The organism is Pseudomonas sp. 1L-B-1-E-C1 (assembly GCF_057291835.1).
Genome location: NZ_JBXAWN010000001.1, coordinates 364,038 through 381,725, shown reverse-complemented (window position 1 = coordinate 381,725; position 17,688 = coordinate 364,038). Strand labels below are relative to the sequence as shown.

Sequence of the window (17,688 nt, the reverse complement as noted above, 5' to 3'; positions counted from 1 at the left end):
GATCAGTGCCCCACAGCAAAGGCAATCGGCGCCGCACGCGCCAGCCCGCCACGGCACTTGAGCACGCGTAGCTGCGCCGGTCTGGCATCGATGGCAATCCGTAACGCTGCTGGTGACGGGTTGACCGCTTCGCTCAACGGGCGCCAGGCAAAGGCCAGGGTCTGGCCGGTTTCCGCCGCCACCTGCAAACGCCGCAGCGCACGGTCATCGGCCTTGTTCGGCCAGCACAGCACTGCGCCGCAACTGCCCGAGCGCAAGCACTGCTCCGCCGCCCACAACGCATCGCGTTCGCTGGCCTGAATCACTGACAACTGGCGCAGATCGACCCCGGCATTGGCCCAGGCCTGCGGATACGGCACAAATGGCGGTGCCACCAGCACGATGCGTTCGCCCGCCGCCGACAACCGTGCCAAGGCCGGCCAGACCAGTTGCAGTTCACCGACACCGGGACCGGCTAGGAGGATTTCGCTCAGCGCCGCTTCCGGCCAGCCGCCGCTGGGCAGGGCCGCGTCCAGTGCCGCGTGCCCGGTCGGCTGCGGGCTCGCCGCCGGTGGCGCAGGCCGGCCGCGCCAGACCTGGCCACCATTGAACAGCGTATCCAACGCAACGACGGCGCCCATCAGCCTTGCCTCACCAGACCACAGAACACGCCTTCGATGGCCAGATCCTGATCATCACGCACGACAATCGGCTGATACGCCGGATTGCGTGGCAACAGGCGCACTTCTTCACCGACCCGCTCGAAGCGCTTGATGGTCACATCACCGTCCAGACGCGCAACGACAATCTGGCCGTTCAGAGCTTCGGGATTGCGCCGCACCCCGACCAGATCGCCATCGAGAATGCCATCTTCGATCATCGAGTCACCCTGCACCCGCAGCATGTAATCCGGGGTGCGGGAAAACAGCGCCGGGTCGAGCAGCAGGCGGTTGTGGATGTCGGCATCGGCACCGATCGGCGCACCGGCGGCCACGCGACCGAGCACAGGGATTTCCAGCAGTTCCGGGCGCGGCGGTTGCCCCACCAGGCGAATGCCCCGGGCCTGATGCGGATTGACCTCGATGAAACCGGCTTCGGTGAGCGCCAGCACATGCTTGCGCGCCACGCTGCGCGAGGCAAAACCAAAAGCCTCGCTGATTTCAGCGAGGCTTGGGGGCTGACCGTGCTCGGCGATGCGATCGCGGATAAACGTCAGGATGGCGGTACGGCGGGGAGTCAGGTTTGTCATGGAGTACATTTGTACTCCTGTAGGAATTTCCTGACAAGAACCGCCAGTCGGCGTAGGAGCTGCCGAAGGCTGCGATCTTTTGATCTTGCTTTTAAAAGTCAAAGTCAAAGTCAAAAGATCGCAGCCTCGTTTCACTCGTCAGCTCCTACAGAATCCTCATGTCTCTGTAAAAATGGGGAGAGGCGAAGAACCAAGTTGTGCCAGATACTCCCACGGATAAATCCCGCGTTGATGCCCATCGCTGAACACCAGTTGCACGCCATACCCCTGCGGGTGGAGTTCGAGCAGGCGTAGGCGATCATCAACCAGCGGCGTGACGCCGCGCAGGCGAAACGCGCGGCATTGCGAGCACGGGCATTGCCGACGCAGATCGGCATGCTTGAGCAGCGATTCACGCCCATCCGGCCAACTCAGGCGTAGCGTGCGCGCACTCTGCGAGTTGCCCACCGACAGCGGGTTCATTGCAACTGACTCAAGGCAATGCGCACGGCTTTGCGCACTTCCGGGTCGCCGTCGTCCTGCGCCGCCTGCAACGCGGCCACGGCGCCGCGATCGTTCAACTCACCAAGGGCCAGTGCGGCTTCCTTGCGCAGGTTGCTGATGCGGTGGCCGAGGGTGTCGATCAGCGCGTCCAGCGCCGGGGTGAAGCGCAAACGGCCGAGGCTGCGGGTGGCGCGCAGGCGCACTTGCCAATAATCATCGCTCAACGCTTCGACCAAAGCCGGGCCGGCGTCATTGTGGCCGACCTTGCCCAGCGTGGTCGCAGCTTCTTCGCGCACTTGCCAGGCCTGATCGTGCAAGGCCTGGCGCAGCGCCGGCAGCACTTCGGCGTCGCTGGCCAGACCGAGCGCACCGGTGGCGGCGCGACGCACTTCGGTGTCCGGGTCGTCGCTGGCCAGGCGCGCAAGGGCTGGCAGCGCGTCGAGCTGTTTGAGCCAGCCGAGCACGCCCACCGCTTCGCGACGTACATTGGCGTCGGCATCCTCCAACGCTGCGACGGCAGCCGGTGCGGCCTCAGCGAAGCGCAATTCTCGTAACGCCCGAAATGCAGCGATGCGCACACTGACGTCGGCATGGGCGGTCCACGGTAGAATTACTCGCCCCGCCGCTGCAGTCTTGAGCAGACTCAGGCTTTGCGCCGCCGCCGATTGCACGACGGACGACGGATCCGTCAGCGCTTCGCACAAGGCTTGCACGACCGCTTCGTCTTCCCACGCTTCAAGCAATCGCGCAGCTTCTGCCCGAACATCCTCAGCGGGATCCTGTCGTAGTCGATCGACCAGCCAGAGCAAGCCATCCGGCTCCTCCAGATCGGCCAGATCAATCAGCGCAATACGCCGCACGCCGGCGTCTTCGGCCGTCAGGCGCGGTTGCAGGGCGAGGATGTCTTCGTTATCGGTCACAGCAAAAATAGAGGTCATAGGGCAAATCGCGGCAAAGGGTTTTCAGGAGGCAGACCGAGCGGATTGAGGCGCGGCAGCGGTCGGTCGTTGTCGTGGCGCAGCAGGTCGAGGCAGTGGCGTTTGAGGCGGGCGAACTCGGGGCTGGTCACCAGTTCACTGGTGCGCGGGCGTGGAAATTCCAGACGCAAGTCTTCGATAATCCGCCCCGGTCGCGCGCTCATCACCAGCAAGCGATCGGCAAGAAACAGCGCCTCGTCGATGTCGTGGGTAACGAAGACCACGGTGGTGCGGATGCGCGTCCAGATGTCCAGCAGCAATTCCTGCATGTTCAGACGGGTCAGCGCATCCAGCGCACCGAACGGCTCGTCCATGAGCAACAGACGCGGGCGATTGACCAGTACCCGGGCGATCTCGACCCGTTGTTGCATGCCTCCGGAGAGCTGATCGGGCCAGCGCTCGGCAAAGCCTTCGAGCCCAACCAGCTTGAGAATGTCGTCAGCGGCGCGATGCCGCTCAGCCTTGCCGATGCCGCGCATCTTCAGGCCGAAGGCGACGTTGTCGCGCACCGTGCGCCACGGGAACAGCGTGTGATGCTGGAACACCATGCCGCGCTGCGGTGACGGGCCGGCCACTTCACTGCCGTCGACTTTCAGGCTGCCGGTGTAGGCATTCAGGTGTCCGGCCAGGGCGCCGAGCAAGGTCGACTTGCCGCAACCGGACGGGCCGAGAATGCACACGAACTGGCCGGGTTCGATCTGGCAGTCGAGGCCCTGCACCGCCTCGAAGGCTTCGCGGCCCTGGCCGAGGACGATGGACAACTGGCGGATGTCGATCCGCCCTTCCGGGGTTTGCATGACGCTCATCAAGCTTTGCCTCGCGGTCGATGCCAGGGCGTGAACAAGCCGCCCAGGCGTTTGATCAGCCAACTGCTGCCCATGCCCAGCACCCCGATCAGGAGCATGCCGACAACAATGTCGGCGTAGTTCTGAATGGTGTAGGACTCCCAGGTGTAGTAACCGATGCCAAACTGCCCGGAGATCATTTCCGCAGTGACCAGACAGAACCACGAAGTGCCCATGCCGATCGCCAGGCCAGTGATGATGCTCGGCGCAGCGCCCGGCAGAATCACCTCCAGCAGAATCGCCCGGTGCCCTGCTCCGAGGCTTTTCGCCGAGGCGATCAGACGCGGATCGACGCCTTCGACGCCGTGCACGGTGTTGAGCAGGATCGGGAACAGCGCGCCGGTGAAAGTGATGAAGACCATCGACAACTCCGAGGACGGAAACATCAGGATCGCCAGCGGAATCCACGCGACGGCGGGGATCGGGCGGAGGACTTCCAGTGGCGGCAGCAGGATGTCTTCGGCCCATTTCGAACGGCCGATGGCCAGACCCAGAGCGATGCCGATCAGCATTGCGGCGAGGTAGCCGGCAAAGACGCGACCGAGACTGCTGCTCAAGTGCTGCCAGAGTTTGCCGGAGTCGCCCAGGCCCAGCGCGGCTTCGATCACCGCCAGTGGCGTCGGCACGTTGGCGAACGTGACCAGGCCGAGGTTCCAGTGATGACTGGCGGCGAGTTGCCAGAAGAGCAGGCAGAGCAGCAGGGAGCTGGTCCTCGGAATCCAGCGCAAACAGGATCGATACACAAATATTCCTCTCAACCAGATCCCTGTAGGAGCTGCCGAAGGCTGCGATCTTTCGATCTTGATCTTAAAAAACAAAGTCAAAAGATCGCAGCCTTCGGCAGCTCCTACAGGGGGAATGCAGTGTTTTTTGGAGTTAGCGCACGGCGACAACCTGCGCAGTCGCATCGCTGAAATCGAACACCTTGCCACCCTGCGCCGTGGCGTATTGCTGGGCCTGGCCCTTGAGCAGAAATGCGCTGAGGCGGCCCTTGGCATCGCTGGCAAACCAGGCCTGTTCAGCGAGCAACTTGATCCCGCTGTCACTGGCCTGCGCATACACCGCACGAATGTTCTTGCCCTCCTGCTTCAACGCCGCCAGGGCGGTGAACGCCGATTCAGCCGAGCCGTAACGACGGACTTTTTCCTCACCGCGCACCCAGATCTCCGCGACATGGCTAACGTCGGTGATGGCCTTGCCCGTCGCTGCATCCACACCCGGCAACGGCGTCTGCGCGTAGTTGGCCAGTTGCGCGGTGTAATCGAGGTTCGACGCCTTGAAGGCGGCGCGGATGTACTGGTCGTCGATGAAGGTATGCAGATCGAGCCCGCGATCGGCTTTCTTCAGCAGCTTCAGCGTGTCGATGGCGGTGCCGACGGCCTGACGGTATTCCGGCTTCCAGCTCAGGTCGCGGGTCTGCACGCCGAGCGGGCCGTGGAACAGGTAGTTGACCTCGGCATCGACTCCGGTGACTTTGGCGATCAGCTCGCTGTACTTCTCCGGCTCTGCGGCGAGCAGTTGGTTGGCTTCGATGCTGGCGCGCAGGTAGGCGACGACGATCTCCGGATACTTCTTCGCATAGGCCTGGTCCACCAGCGCGCCATGGAAGGTCGGCGCGTTGGCCTGGGCGCCGTCGTAGATCTTGCGGGCGAAACCACGGCTCGGGAACAGTTCGGCGAACGGCACGAAATCGGCGTGGGCATCGATCTTCCCGGCTTGCAGCGCGGAGCCGGCGACTTCCGGTGGCTGGGCGATGATGTTGACATCCTTGAGCGGATCCCAACCCTGCTCTGCCACGGCGCGCAGCAACATGCCGTGGGCCGTCGAGGCGAATGGCACCGAAATGGTCTTGCCCTTGAGTTCACTCAGGCTCTGCACGGCCGAGGCGCTCGGCACGACGATGCCGTTGCCGCTGCCCTTGATGCTGCCCGACAGCACGCTGATCAACAGGCTGTGCTTGCCCGCCGTTTCGAACGCCACACCATTGAACGCACCAGGGAAATCGGCCATGGCGCCGAAGTCGAGTTTGCCGGCGACCATCTCGTTGGTCAGCGGCGCGCCACTGGTGAAGTTCTTCCACTGCACCTCGTACTTCGCGTCTTTGTAGGCGCCGTCGTGGGGCAGGTATTTTTCCAGCAGACCGAGTTCACGGATCAACAGCCCGCCGGCGGCGCAGTTGATGGTGGTGTCCTGGGTGCCGATGGCGATGCGGATGGTTTCGGCCGAGGCCGACAAGGTCAACGAAGCCAGTACCAGACCGGCGAGTGCTGCACGCAACATGAGTGTTTCCCCTCGAATCATTGGTTTGGAGTTCGTCTCCGCCGCGATCAGGGCGCGGTGGGAAACGAGGGGTTTTCGGTCAATCGAGCGTCCGGGTTTTCCGGGTAGCTAATGGCTTGCCACAGATCCCCTGTAGGAGCTGCCGAAGGCTGCGATCTGTCGATTTTGCTTTTCAAGATCAAAAGATCGCAGCCTTCGGCAGCTCCTACAGGGATCGTGGTTCAACGCAGGAGATAAGGGATTTCGACTTTGACGGCTCCCGTCGGGCAATCCTTCTCGCACGGCATGCAGTACCAGCATTCATCGAAGGCCATGTAGGCCTTTTGCGTGGCCGGGTTGATCGCCAGCAGGTCCATCGGGCAGACGTCGACACACACGGTGCAGCCTTTTTCGGCGATGCATTTGTCCTCGTCCACGGTGACCGGGGCGTTGGAGCGGAAGAAGATTTCCTGAGCTTGATAAGCCATGGTTCGGACTCTCTGAATAATGATGTCTCAAGCGGCGAAAGCGCCCACCCGCAGGCGGTCGTAAGCCTGCATTTCCTCGGCATCGAGCGGGATGATGTAAGGCTCGACAGCTTTCTTGAAACTGGTCATGCGCCCGTCCTCGCCCTTCTTCAGATGGCAATGGCAGAACCACTCGGCATCGTTGCGTTGCGGATGGTCGACGCGATAGTGGTACAGGCCCCAGCGACTTTCGGCGCGGAACAACGAGGCGCGGGCGGCCATTTCGGCGCAGTCGCGGATCACGCTGGTTTCCATCGCGCGCATCAATTCATGAGCGTTGTTGGCTTTCATCTGCTCGAGATCGCGCTCGATGTCGCTGAAGCGTTGCAGGCCGATCTGCATTTTTTTGGTCACTTTCGGCGGTTGCAGGTAGTCGTTGACGAAGCGCCGCAGCTTGTACTCGACCTGCGCCGGCGGCAGGCCTTCTGCGCGATCGAGCGGTGCGTAGACCCGGGCTTTTTCCTTCTCGATCTGCTCGGCGTCCAGTGCGGAAAACTCGCGGCCGGCGACAAAGTCTGCGGCGTTGTGGCCGGCGAACCAGCCATAAGTGAAAGCGCCGAGCATGTAGTTGTGCGGCACCGCAGCCATGTCGCCGGCCGAGTACAGGCCCTTGACCGAGGTCTCGGCACGCTCGTTGACCCACACGCCGGACGCCGAGTGGCCGCTGCAAAAACCGATTTCCGAAATATGCATTTCGACCATCTGCGTGCGGTAGTCAGTGCCGCGATTGGCGTGGAACTGGCCACGACTCGGGCGCTCGTTGCTGTGCAGGATTTCCTCGATGTTCTGGATGGTTTCCTCGGCCAGGTGATCGAGTTTGAGGAACACCGGGCCGTTGCCGCTCTCCAGTTCCTGGTGGAACTCCCACATCATCTGCCCGCTCCAGTAGTCGCACTCGATGAAGCGTTCGCCCTTGTTGTTGGCGGTATAGCCACCCAGCGGGCCGGTGACGTAGGCGCAGGCCGGGCCGTTGTAATCCTTGATCAGCGGGTTGATCTGGAAGCACTCGAGATTGGCCAGTTCGGCGCCGGCGTGATAGGCCATCGCGTAGCCGTCCCCCGCATTGGTCGGGTTTTCGTAAGTGCCCATCAGGTAGCCCGACGACGGCAGACCGAGGCGTCCGGCCGCTCCGCAGGCAAGAATCACCGCTTTGGCCTTGACCACATGGAAGTCGGCGGTGCGGCAGTCGAAACCCATCACACCGTTGACCGCGCCCTCCTCGTCAGTCAGCAAACGCGTGCAGACCAAGCGATTGGTGATGCTCACCCGCGCACGCTTCAACTGCCGATACAGAACTTTCTTGATGTCGTGCCCTTCCGGCATCGGCAACACATAGGCACCCATGTGGTGGACCTTCTTCACCGCGTAGTCGCCGGTTTCGTCCTTCTCGAACTTCACCCCCCAACGGTCGAGCTGCTCGATGGTTTCGAAACTGTGCGTGGCGTAGGCATATACCGCCGCCTGATTGACGATGCCGTCATTGGCGATGGTGATTTCCTTGGTGTACTGCTCCGGCGTCGAATGCCCCGGGATGATCGCGTTGTTCAGCCCATCCATGCCCATGCTGATCGCGCCGCTGCGTTTGACGTTGGCCTTGTCGACCAGCAACACGCGCAGATCGCGGTTCTTCTCTTTGGCCTTGATCGCCGCCATCGGCCCGGCTGTACCACCGCCAATCACGACGATGTCGTATTCCTGTTCTAGAACGTTGCGGGTCATGCCTGCTCCCCTTTCTGCCGGTCGATCCGCAGGCGGTACTGAAACGCATCGCCACGGTAATAAAGGTGTTCGAAGTCCAGCGGCTGGCCTTGGGCGTCATGGGTCAGGCGCTCGATGCGCATGATCGGCGAGCCGGCTTCGACGTTGAGTGCCTGGGTCAGGTCGCTGTCGGCCAGCACCGCGTCGATGGCCAGATCGGCGTGGCCGAGGGCGATGCCGCAATCGTTTTCGAGGATCAGAAAGATGTCGCGAGTGACCAGATCGGCCTTCTCCAGGCGCTCGCCAACGGCTTTGGGCAGGTAGGTGATTTCCAGCGAGATCGGCTCGCGGTTGATCAGCCGTACGCGTTTGATCTGCGCGACGATCTCGCCTTCAACCACCTGCAGACGCTCGGCGACGCGCTTGTCGGCCGCGATGAATTTGAAGCTGCGCAGGCGGTTGATCACTTCATAGCCGCGCCCGGTCATCGACTCGGCGAGACCTTGCAGGCTGCTGACGTTTTGAAAGGTTTTCGGCTTGGCGACGAAGGTGCCCTTGCCATGGATCTTGAAGATCAGCCCTTCCTTTTGCAGATCACCCAGCGCCTGGCGCACGGTGATGCGACTGACTTTGAACAGCGCGCCAAGCTCGCTTTCGGAAGGCATCTGACTGTCTTGCGGATATTCGCCATCGAGAATCCGCGCACGGAGTACGTCGCGCAGTTGGGTGTGCAGCGGAACGCTACTGAGGGAGAGAACGTTATCGGTCATCACAGGATCACTTGTTATAACGAGTTATGACGTGATCTTAGAGATGTTATGACAAGGCTGAGAAATATTGTTTGGGTATAACCTTAGATTCGCCCTTGAAAAGCAAAAGATCGCAGCCTTCGGCAGCTCCTACAGTTGGAAATGCGATTCCCCTGTAGGAGCTGCCGAAGGCTGCGATCTTTTGACTTTAGCGTTTAAGGATCTGATCCATGACCCAGTCGGTCTTGACGGCTTGCTCGGCGACTGCGGGGTATGTCGAGTCGCCGCGGATATGCGCGTTCATCCCCAGTACGTGGTGCCACTGAATATGCTCGGGATGGGCAATTTCCAGGCTGATGTGTTCATCGGCCCGCAACTGCACGGGATGGTCATCAAACACGGAAAAACCGATCCGCCCGGCGCTGCCGATAATCTCGACACGATCCTCACGCCGGTCCGCGACAAAGTTCCAGCAGCCCATGCCCAGCGCCCCGGAGGCGAATCGCCAACTGGCACTTACCGCATCTTCCGCCGCGTACAAACCCGCCTGATGCGCGGTGAAACCGGCGACTTCGACGATGTCACCGAGCAGATACTGAAACAGATCGAAGCCATGACTCGCCAGGTCGGCGAAGTAACCGCCGCCGGCCAGCACCGGATCGGTACGCCAGTTAGCGCCGCCCTCAAGGTCCATCGCCGTCGGCGCTTTGGTCAGTGTCCAGCTCAAATGCCGAACTTGACCGATGCGCCCCTCCTCCAGCCATTGGCGAACTTGCGCAAAGCGTGGCAGCGAGCGGCGGTAGTAAGAGACGAACAGGTGCAGGCCGGCAGCGGCAAACGCTTGCTGCATCTCGCGGCTTTGCCCGGAATTAAGTGCCATGGGTTTTTCCACGCAGCAATGCTTGCCGGCGGCGGCGACTTTCAGGCTGTAGGCGTAGTGGCTGTCGGGCGGTGTGGCGATGTACACCGCGTCCACTTCCGGATCGTTGATCAGCGCATCGACATCGGTGTAGACGCGATCGATACCGTGACGTGCAGCGTAATCGGTTACGGCTTCGAGGCGCCGGCCCATTACCGCCACCAGCGCCGAACCGGGAGCCTTGTAGAAGGCCGGCCCACTCTTGCGTTCTGTTACATCGCCGCAACCGATCATGCCCCAACGTACTACGTTCATTGCCTGTCCTCAGCCGATGCGCAAGGCGCGCAGATCAAGGTGACCCTCCTTGAGTGGCGGGCACCAGTAATAGCCTCCGGTGATCGGCCGGCTGATGCGATACAAGCCATCGGCAATACCGTCTTCCAGTCCGCTCATGCGTCGCAGTTGTGCTTCGAACGCATCCAGGGAAAAACCGAAGGCAAGGAACATCAACCCGGCGCGATCACCTTCAATCCACGGCATCGAACGGCGCACGACAAACGCCTCGGGCGCAAAGCTTTCCTGGGCAGTGCGTTTGACGTGAGCAGAAACCGGTGCGTCGTCGATTTCTTCGTTATCGCTCAAGCGACGACCCATGATGTCGTCCTTCTCGCTGGCGGACAACCGGTGAAAACCTTTGAGGTCGTGCTGCCACTGCTGGATCGCGGCGAAACTGCTACCGACCATTCCGTCAGCGCCAGCGCCCGAGCCCAGCAGCGCCGCGGCCACAGCAGCGTCATCGTGCGGGTTTTCCGTGCCGTCTTCGTAACCGGTGAGGTCGTGGCCATTCTTGTGACGAAAGGTTTCCTGCATCTGCACCAGACGCAAGGCCGGGGCCAGCGCGGCTTCCAAGGCATTGCAACGGTTGAGCAGTTCACCACGGTCGTCACCGTGCAACCAGACCCACAACGCGTGCTGGGTCGACGGGTTCTCGACGCCGACGCCGGTCAGAGCCGGGAAGCTGCGCAGGCCGTCGATTTCTACATTCAGCGCCTTGGTCAGAGACTCACCAAAGCCAACCACCGCCGACTTGCCATCCACCAGCATCAGCAGGTTGTCGATCGCTTGCGGCAAGGCTTCAACCGACGCCAGGGCGAAAAACAGATGACGTGCTTGCGCAGGAACAGGGGTGGCGAGAATGCCCGGCTGGTAGTAACTCATGTGAACTCCTTGAAAAAGTGCGCGGAGTTTACCTGTAGCCGGATGGTTTGTGTGGGTTGCGAAAGCGTCGTTGTTTCAGCGTCTACTGCCTTCGATCAACGCCCTCAAAACCAGCGCATTCGCAGTCGCAGCGCCGCTGGCGGTATTGTCGAAGATGCACCAGATGTCTTTGCCCTCGCCGCTCGCGCTCTGCAGGTTCTGCGCAAGACGTTGCAGATAAGCCTCGTCATAGGCGCTGTGGTAAATCCGCGGCGAGCCGTGCAGGCGCCAGTATTGCAGGCCTTGCCAGCCGCCCGGCGCAGTGTCGGTGCTGATCCGCGACGGATCGACCACCGCCTGGGCAATCTGCAAGTCCACTAACATTGCCTCGGCGTCAGTCCACGATTCGTGTCGCGGCTCCAGTACCACGCCACCCCGGAAACGCTCGCGCAGGGCTCGAAAAAACACCTCGGCAACCGGCTCATCGAACGCAAGCTTGGGCGGCAGTTGTACCAGCAGGCATCCCAAGCGGTCGCCCAGACCTTCGCATTGCCCGAGAAACTCATCGAGCGCGGCCGCGCTGTCCGCGAGCCGCTGCTCATGGGTGATGAGCTTGGGCACCTTCACGGCAAAGCGAAAGTCTGGCGCAACCGAATCGGCCCAGCGCTCGTAGGTCTGTCGCCGATGCGGGCGATAGAACGAGCTGTTGATTTCCACACAGTTGAAGCGCGCCGCGTAGCGTTGCAGGTGCGTGCCCTCGGCGGGGAATGCCGGCCAGTGCTCGCGCCCGAGACTCCAGCCGGCGCAACCGATGAATATCGAGGGCTCGTTCAAGCGCACACCGTCATTTTTTGCCCGGCAGCACAGCGCCGAGCACTTGCTTGGCGGTCTGCACGATCACCCCGGCTTCGTCCGGATCGCCCTTGAGCAACGTCGTGGCGAACTTCTTCGCTTGCTCAAGCTTGATGTGCGGCGGCAGTGGCGGCACGTTGGGGTCGGTCTTGAACTCGATCAGCACCGGCACTTCCGAGGCGAGCGCCTGCTCCCATGCCGCCGCTACGTCTTCTTCGCGATCAACGAAAATGCCCTTGAGGCCTATGGAAATCGCGAACAGGTGATACGGCACATCCGGGATGCTCTGCGATGCTTCGAACTTCGGATCGCCCTCCATCACCCGCTGCTCCCAGGTGACCTGGTTGAGATCCTCGTTGTTGAATACCGCGCAGATCCATTTCGGGCTCTGCCATTGCCGCCAGTATTTGGCGACGGTGATCAGTTCGGCCATGTTGTTCATCTGCATTGCGCCGTCACCGACCAGGGCGATGACCGGGCGTTCCGGGAAGGCAAATTTAGCCGCAATCGCATACGGCACCGCAGCGCCCATCGAAGCCAGGCCACCGGACAATGAGCATTTCATGCCACGACGGATTTTCAGATCGCGGGCGAACCAGTTGGCGCAGGAGCCGGAATCACTGGTGATGATTGCCTGCTCAGGCAAGCGCGGTGACAGCTCGTAGACGACCCGTTGCGGGTTGACCGGATCGGCTTTGGCCATGGCGCGTTTTTCCAGGGTTTTCTCCCAGCTGCTGCGCCAGCCTTCGATTTTCTTGCGCCATTTGTTCGAGGTTTTCTGTTCGAGCAACGGCAGCAGCGCGGCGAGGGTTTCCGCTGAGTCACCGACCAGATTGACCTCCATCGGATAACGCAGGCTGAGCATGTCCGGTTGCAGATCGATCTGCACGCCGCGCGCCTGACCTTCCTTGGGCAGAAATTCGGAATAGGGGAATCCTGAGCCAATCATCAACAAGGTGTCGCACTCGCTCATCAGCTTGTAGCTGGGCTCCGTACCGAGCAGGCCGATGCTGCCGGTGACCCATTGCAGATCGTCGGGCAACACCGCTTTGCCCAACAGCGCCTTAGCGACACCCGCGCCGAGTTTCTCCGCCACGGCGATCACTTGGTCGGTCGCTTCCAGTGCACCGGCTCCGACCAGAATCGCAACTTTCTCGCCACTGTTGAGCACTTCGGCGGCGCGTTGCAGATCGCTTTCATAAGGCACGACTTTGGGCTTGCTGTAACCGACGCCGGAATGCGCGGTGTCATGGGCGCGCGCCGGTTGTTCGTAAGGCACATCCTGCAAATCATTGGGCAGAATCAGCGCGGTGACGCGGCGCTCGCCGACCGCGGTACGCACTGCGCGATCAAGCAGATGGCGCACTTGCGAAGGCGCCGAAGCCTGCTGCACGAAAGCCCCGGCGACATCCTTGAACATCGACACCAGATCCAGTTCCTGCTGGTAGTGACTGCCCAGCGCTGTACGTGCTTGCTGACCGACGATGGCCAGCACCGGCATGTGGTCCATGCGTGCATCGTAGAGCCCGGTGATCAGGTGCGAAGCGCCGGGACCGGAGGTGGCGATACACACGCCCAGCTCGCCGGTGAACTTGGCATGGGCCGAGGCCATGAACGCAGCCATTTCTTCGTGCCGCGCCTGAACGAATTCGATCTTGCCTTTGGCCCGGCTCATGGCGCCGAACACGCCGTTGATGCCATCGCCCGGATAGCCAAAAATTCGCGTCACACCCCATTCGCTGAGCCGTTCCACCAGAAAATCACCTACTGTCATCGTCATCTTGACCCTCGCCATTTGCTGCTGCATGGACATGTAAGGGTCTGGACAGCCCGCTTCGCGGTGAAGTTTCGCTGGATTGTGCGGGCAATGACTTTGGCCCCGTGTTTACGCAGCAATGATTTTTTGAGGCGTGCGCCCTGCCCTGTGGTCGATTGAGAAATGATCGAAGGAGGATTGGCCATGACTGAAGTAAAGACCCTGCTGCTGGAGCGCAATGACTGGGTGCCGAACAATCCGCGTCTGCCGGTGCTGATCTATCGCAGCGCGGTGGCCATCGAGGGCAATGATCCGGCGGCACGCTTCGAGCACACCTTCGGCACCAACGGCTGGCCAGCGCAGTGGCGCTACGGCATTTACGACTATCACCACTACCACACCGAAGGCCATGAAGTGCTTGGCGTGGCGGCGGGTCAGGCGCGGCTGATGTTGGGCGGGCCTGATGGGCAGGAGGTCGAAGTCAGTGCCGGGGATGTGTTGCTGCTGCCGGCCGGGACCGGCCACTGCAATCTGGGATCGAGTGAGGATTTTCTGGTGGTGGGCGCGTATCCGCCGGGGCAGCGGGCGGATATCTGCCGGGAGGCGCCGAGTGATGAGCAGTTGGCGCGGATCGAGGGGCTGGCGTTTCCCGAGAGTGATCCGGTGCAGGGAACCGGTGGTGCTGTTGGACAGTATTGGAGCCGTTAGGCGCGGCGACACTGCCGACGCTTTCGCGAGCAGGCTCGCTCCCACAATGAATTCGGGTGAACCCTGTTTCTCTGTCCAATACATACCCCTGTGGGAGCGAGCCTGCTCGCGAAGACGGCGGATCGGTTTGCATCATTCGATATGAATAACCGCACTCATCGCTGGCACCCGCCGGAAATTTTCCCTACGGTGTCTACCTGTTCTCTCCCAGCATCGACGAGGTCCGTTTCATGAGCAACGCGTCTTACGTTCCGCCCAAGGTCTGGAAACACGAAGCCCCTTCCGGCGGCCACTTCGCCAGCATCAACCGCCCGATCGCCGGTCCGACCCATGACAAAGAACTGCCGGTCGGCAAGCATCCGTTGCAATTGTATTCGCTGGCCACGCCCAACGGCGTCAAGGTCACCATCATGCTCGAAGAGTTGCTCGCACTCGGGCACGCCGAGGCGGAATACGATGCGTGGCTGATCCGCATTGGCGAGGGCGATCAGTTCTCCAGCGGCTTTGTCGAGGTCAATCCGAATTCGAAAATCCCGGCGCTGCTGGACCGCAGCGTCGAGCCGCCGATCCGGGTGTTCGAGTCTGGCTCGATCCTGCTGTATCTGGCGGAAAAGTTCGGCGCCTTCCTGCCGAAAGACCCGGCTGGTCGCACCGAAACCCTCAACTGGCTGTTCTGGCAAATGGGCTCGGCGCCGTACCTGGGCGGTGGCTTCGGGCATTTCTACGCGTATGCGCCGGAGAAGCTCGAATACCCGATCAACCGCTTCACCATGGAAGCCAAACGGCAGCTGGATGTGCTCAACCGCCGTCTCGCCGACAACGACTATCTGGCCGGCGACGACTACACCATCGCCGACATCGCCGTGTGGCCCTGGTACGGGCAACTGGTACGCAACAATGTCTACTCGGCGGCGGAATTTCTCGCGGCGCATGAATACACCCATGTGCAGCGCTGGGCGGAAGACATCGCCAAGCGGCCAGCGGTCGTGCGTGGACAACGGGTGAACCGCACTTGGGGTGATGAAGACAGTCAGGTGCCGGAGCGGCATGGGGCGAAGGATCTGGACTGATTCCAGACACGGCATAACCCTGTGGGAGCGAGCCTGCTCGCGAAAGCGGAGTGTCAGACAACGCATCTGTTGAATGACACACCGCTTTCGCGAGCAAGCTCGCTCCCACATTCGTTTGCGGAAGCGATCAAATCCAATTGTGAAAAAATCATTAACTAACTGACTCGTACGGGTTTATTCCCCCAGAAACTTCCGACATACTAATGCGAATAATTCTTACATGCACTCGCATCAGTGTCGTTTGGGCAATCCTGGGGAAGCAGATAGATGTCGTTTCACACCATTCACCGCCGTTCGAACCTTTCACCTAACCTCCTCGCGATCGCCATCGGCATGGCCGGCATCGCACCTGCGCTGGCCGAAGAAGCCGCTTCCACCGCGCCAGCCAATGGCCCGCTGGAACTGCAAGCGACCGAAATCGGCGCTACGCAGATGAGCAGCACCACCGAAGACACGCAGTCCTACACCACCGGCCCGATGCAGACCGCGACCAAGCTGTCACTGACCATGCGCGAAACACCGCAGGCGGTGACCGTGATCACTCGCCAGCGCATGGATGACCAGAACATGACCAGCGTCAACGACGTGGTGCGTGGCACGCCGGGGCTGTTCCTCAGCGAGGCCAGCGGCCCGGGTCGGCAGACTTACAAGGCGCGCGGTTTCGACATCGACAACATCATGTACGACGGCCTGCCCAGCTCGTATTCGCCGTTCACCCTCGCGGTCCAGCCGAACCTGGCGATGTTCGACCGGGTGGAAATCGTCCGTGGTGCGACCGGCCTCGTCACCGGTGCCGGCAACCCGTCGGCGGCGATCAACATGGTGCGCAAACGTCCGACCGCCGACCAGCGCGTGACCCTCACTGGCGCCGCGGGCAGCTGGGATGACTACCGTGGCGAAGTCGATGCCTCCAGCCCGCTGAACGAAAGCGGCACGCTGCGTGGCCGTGTGGTGACGTCGTATCAGGGCGCCGACAGCTTCCGCGACAAGGAAGAAAACGATCACGGTCTGTTCTACGCCATCGGTGAAGCCGACCTGAGCGACAGCACCACCGCGACGCTCGGCTTCTCCCGGCAGAACGACCAGACCAACTATTTCTGGGGCGGCCTGCCGATCGGCGAAGACGGCCACCACCTCGACTTGCCCCGCTCCACCTATCCGGGCACCGATTGGGAAAACCGCAAGCTGCAGGTCGACACCGTGTTCGGTGAAGTCGAACACCGGTTCGACAACGACTGGAAACTGCACCTCGGCGGTTCGACTTCAACGCTCGAGGGCGAATTCTCCGGCACATACCTGTCGCGCTACGACGGCCCGCTGGAAACCACCGCCTACCAATCGCACCACACCGACAAGCAACGCGCGTTCGACGGTTTTGCCAGCGGCCCGTTCGAAGCATTCGGCCGCACCCATGAACTGGTAGTCGGCGCCAGCAATCGTGTGTACGACGCCACCACCAAGGAATATTCGCCCTACGACACAGGCTTGCCGATTGGCGCGCCAAAGCCTGACTTCGTGCGCAGCGGCAAGTCGCGCAACGTCACCACCCAGGACGCGGTTTACCTGACCACGCGCTTGAGCCTGGCCGATCCGCTGACGCTGATCCTCGGCAGTCGTCTGGACTGGTATGACTACGACGATCGCACTGCCGATGGCGACTTCAAGGTCACCCGCAACCTGACCCGTTATGCGGGCCTGATCTACAAGCTCGACGACCATCACTCGGTCTACGCCAGCTACACCGATATCTTCACCCCGCAAACCCAGAAAGATCTCGGCGGCAAAGTGCTCGAGCCGATCGTCGGTGAAAACTACGAAGTCGGCATCAAGGGCGAATATTTCGACGGCGCCCTGAACGGCAGCGTGGCGGTGTTCCAGATGGACCAGACCAACCGCGCCACTCAGGCGGCGACCCAGCTCGGCTGCCCGGAACTGACCTGCTACGAAACCTCCGGCAAGGTCCGCGCTCAGGGCGTAGACATGGAGCTGCAAGGTGCGCTGACCGAGCAATGGCAAGTAGGCGCCGGCTACACCTACACCCGCGCCCACTACATCAAGGACGAAAACCCGGCGAACAATAATCAGAAGTTCGACACCGACATGCCCGAGCACCTGTTCAAGGTCTCCACCGTGTACCGCTTCAAAGGCCCGCTGGAAAAACTGCGGGTGGGCGGCAACGTCTACTGGCAGAGCCGCATGTACAACGACATCGCCCTGGCCAGTGGCAGCAGCTATCGCCTGCAACAGGGCGGCTACGCGGTCACCGATCTGATGGCCGGCTACGAGGTCAACAAACACCTCGACCTGCAGGTCAACGCCAACAACATCTTCGATCGCAAGTACTACTCGTCCATCGGTACTGACGTGACCTGGGGCTCGACCGACAACTACGGCACGCCGCGCAGCTACATGATGACGGCCAAGTACAAGTTCTGAGTCGCCAGGCTCAGCGCGCCGCACAATGGGCGCCGGGAGTTTTC

Annotated in this window: 17 protein-coding genes; 3 read left to right on the top strand and 14 right to left on the bottom strand. The window is 61.6% G+C overall.

Translation table 11 applies throughout. The features are described from left to right. Positions 1–2 precede the first annotated feature (2 nt). From imuA to AC0Z4S_RS01520, 14 genes are all read right to left on the bottom strand, one after another. A complete protein-coding gene (gene imuA, locus AC0Z4S_RS01585; protein ID WP_485621790.1) occupies positions 3–620 on the bottom strand; it encodes a translesion DNA synthesis-associated protein ImuA in 618 nt (205 codons plus the stop codon). Next, a complete protein-coding gene (lexA, locus tag AC0Z4S_RS01580) occupies positions 620–1,237 on the bottom strand; it encodes a transcriptional repressor LexA (RefSeq protein WP_485621789.1) in 618 nt (205 codons plus the stop codon). Before lexA ends, imuA begins: the two co-directional genes overlap by 1 nt. A gap of 147 nt (positions 1,238–1,384) precedes the next feature. Then, positions 1,385–1,690: a DUF971 domain-containing protein gene (locus tag AC0Z4S_RS01575; RefSeq protein WP_485621788.1), complete on the bottom strand. Its 306-nt coding sequence runs from the start codon at positions 1,688–1,690 to the stop codon at positions 1,385–1,387. Beyond that, on the bottom strand, positions 1,687–2,649 hold the full coding sequence (locus tag AC0Z4S_RS01570; RefSeq protein ID WP_485621787.1) for a HEAT repeat domain-containing protein: 963 nt from the start codon (positions 2,647–2,649) through the stop codon (positions 1,687–1,689). The genes AC0Z4S_RS01575 and AC0Z4S_RS01570 overlap by 4 nt, the downstream gene beginning before the upstream one ends. Beyond that, on the bottom strand, positions 2,646–3,494 hold the full coding sequence (locus AC0Z4S_RS01565) for an ABC transporter ATP-binding protein (protein WP_485621786.1): 849 nt from the start codon (positions 3,492–3,494) through the stop codon (positions 2,646–2,648). The genes AC0Z4S_RS01570 and AC0Z4S_RS01565 overlap by 4 nt, the downstream gene beginning before the upstream one ends. Continuing rightward, entirely contained in the window at positions 3,494–4,276 is a 783-nt protein-coding gene (locus AC0Z4S_RS01560; RefSeq protein ID WP_485621785.1) for an ABC transporter permease, read from the bottom strand. Before AC0Z4S_RS01560 ends, AC0Z4S_RS01565 begins: the two co-directional genes overlap by 1 nt. A 133-nt stretch (positions 4,277–4,409) precedes the next feature. Continuing rightward, a complete protein-coding gene (locus AC0Z4S_RS01555) occupies positions 4,410–5,834 on the bottom strand; it encodes an ABC transporter substrate-binding protein (protein WP_485621784.1) in 1,425 nt (474 codons plus the stop codon). A 200-nt stretch (positions 5,835–6,034) separates the two neighbouring features. Continuing rightward, the gene (locus AC0Z4S_RS01550; RefSeq protein ID WP_007959413.1) at positions 6,035–6,280 is read right to left on the bottom strand and encodes a 4Fe-4S dicluster domain-containing protein; all 246 of its coding nucleotides are present in this window, start codon (positions 6,278–6,280) and stop codon (positions 6,035–6,037) included. Between the two features lie 27 nt (positions 6,281–6,307). Next, positions 6,308–8,038, bottom strand: coding sequence for a fumarate reductase/succinate dehydrogenase flavoprotein subunit (locus AC0Z4S_RS01545; protein WP_485621783.1), 1,731 nt, complete (start codon positions 8,036–8,038; stop codon positions 6,308–6,310). Beyond that, entirely contained in the window at positions 8,035–8,787 is a 753-nt protein-coding gene (locus tag AC0Z4S_RS01540) for a GntR family transcriptional regulator (protein ID WP_485621782.1), read from the bottom strand. Before AC0Z4S_RS01540 ends, AC0Z4S_RS01545 begins: the two co-directional genes overlap by 4 nt. A 187-nt stretch (positions 8,788–8,974) precedes the next feature. Further along, entirely contained in the window at positions 8,975–9,940 is a 966-nt protein-coding gene (locus AC0Z4S_RS01535; protein ID WP_485621781.1) for a Gfo/Idh/MocA family protein, read from the bottom strand. Between the two features lie 9 nt (positions 9,941–9,949). Further along, a complete protein-coding gene (locus AC0Z4S_RS01530; protein WP_485621780.1) occupies positions 9,950–10,843 on the bottom strand; it encodes a Dyp-type peroxidase in 894 nt (297 codons plus the stop codon). A 75-nt stretch (positions 10,844–10,918) separates the two neighbouring features. After that, entirely contained in the window at positions 10,919–11,656 is a 738-nt protein-coding gene (locus AC0Z4S_RS01525; RefSeq protein ID WP_485621779.1) for a DUF72 domain-containing protein, read from the bottom strand. 10 nt (positions 11,657–11,666) lie between these two features. Continuing rightward, the gene (locus AC0Z4S_RS01520; protein WP_485621778.1) at positions 11,667–13,454 is read right to left on the bottom strand and encodes a thiamine pyrophosphate-requiring protein; all 1,788 of its coding nucleotides are present in this window, start codon (positions 13,452–13,454) and stop codon (positions 11,667–11,669) included. A 180-nt stretch (positions 13,455–13,634) separates the two neighbouring features. Here AC0Z4S_RS01520 and AC0Z4S_RS01515 point away from each other — a divergent pair, with 180 nt between their 5' ends. The 3 genes from AC0Z4S_RS01515 to AC0Z4S_RS01505 all read left to right on the top strand — a co-directional run bounded on the left by AC0Z4S_RS01515 (position 13,635) and on the right by AC0Z4S_RS01505 (position 17,644). Continuing rightward, positions 13,635–14,138, top strand: coding sequence for a cupin domain-containing protein (locus tag AC0Z4S_RS01515; protein WP_485621777.1), 504 nt, complete (start codon positions 13,635–13,637; stop codon positions 14,136–14,138). Between the two features lie 230 nt (positions 14,139–14,368). Then, positions 14,369–15,208 (top strand): glutathione-dependent disulfide-bond oxidoreductase, encoded by an 840-nt coding sequence (gene yghU / locus AC0Z4S_RS01510; protein ID WP_485621776.1) that lies wholly within the window; start codon positions 14,369–14,371, stop codon positions 15,206–15,208. Between the two features lie 267 nt (positions 15,209–15,475). Beyond that, positions 15,476–17,644 (top strand): TonB-dependent siderophore receptor, encoded by a 2,169-nt coding sequence (locus AC0Z4S_RS01505; RefSeq protein WP_485621775.1) that lies wholly within the window; start codon positions 15,476–15,478, stop codon positions 17,642–17,644. Positions 17,645–17,688 lie beyond the last annotated feature (44 nt).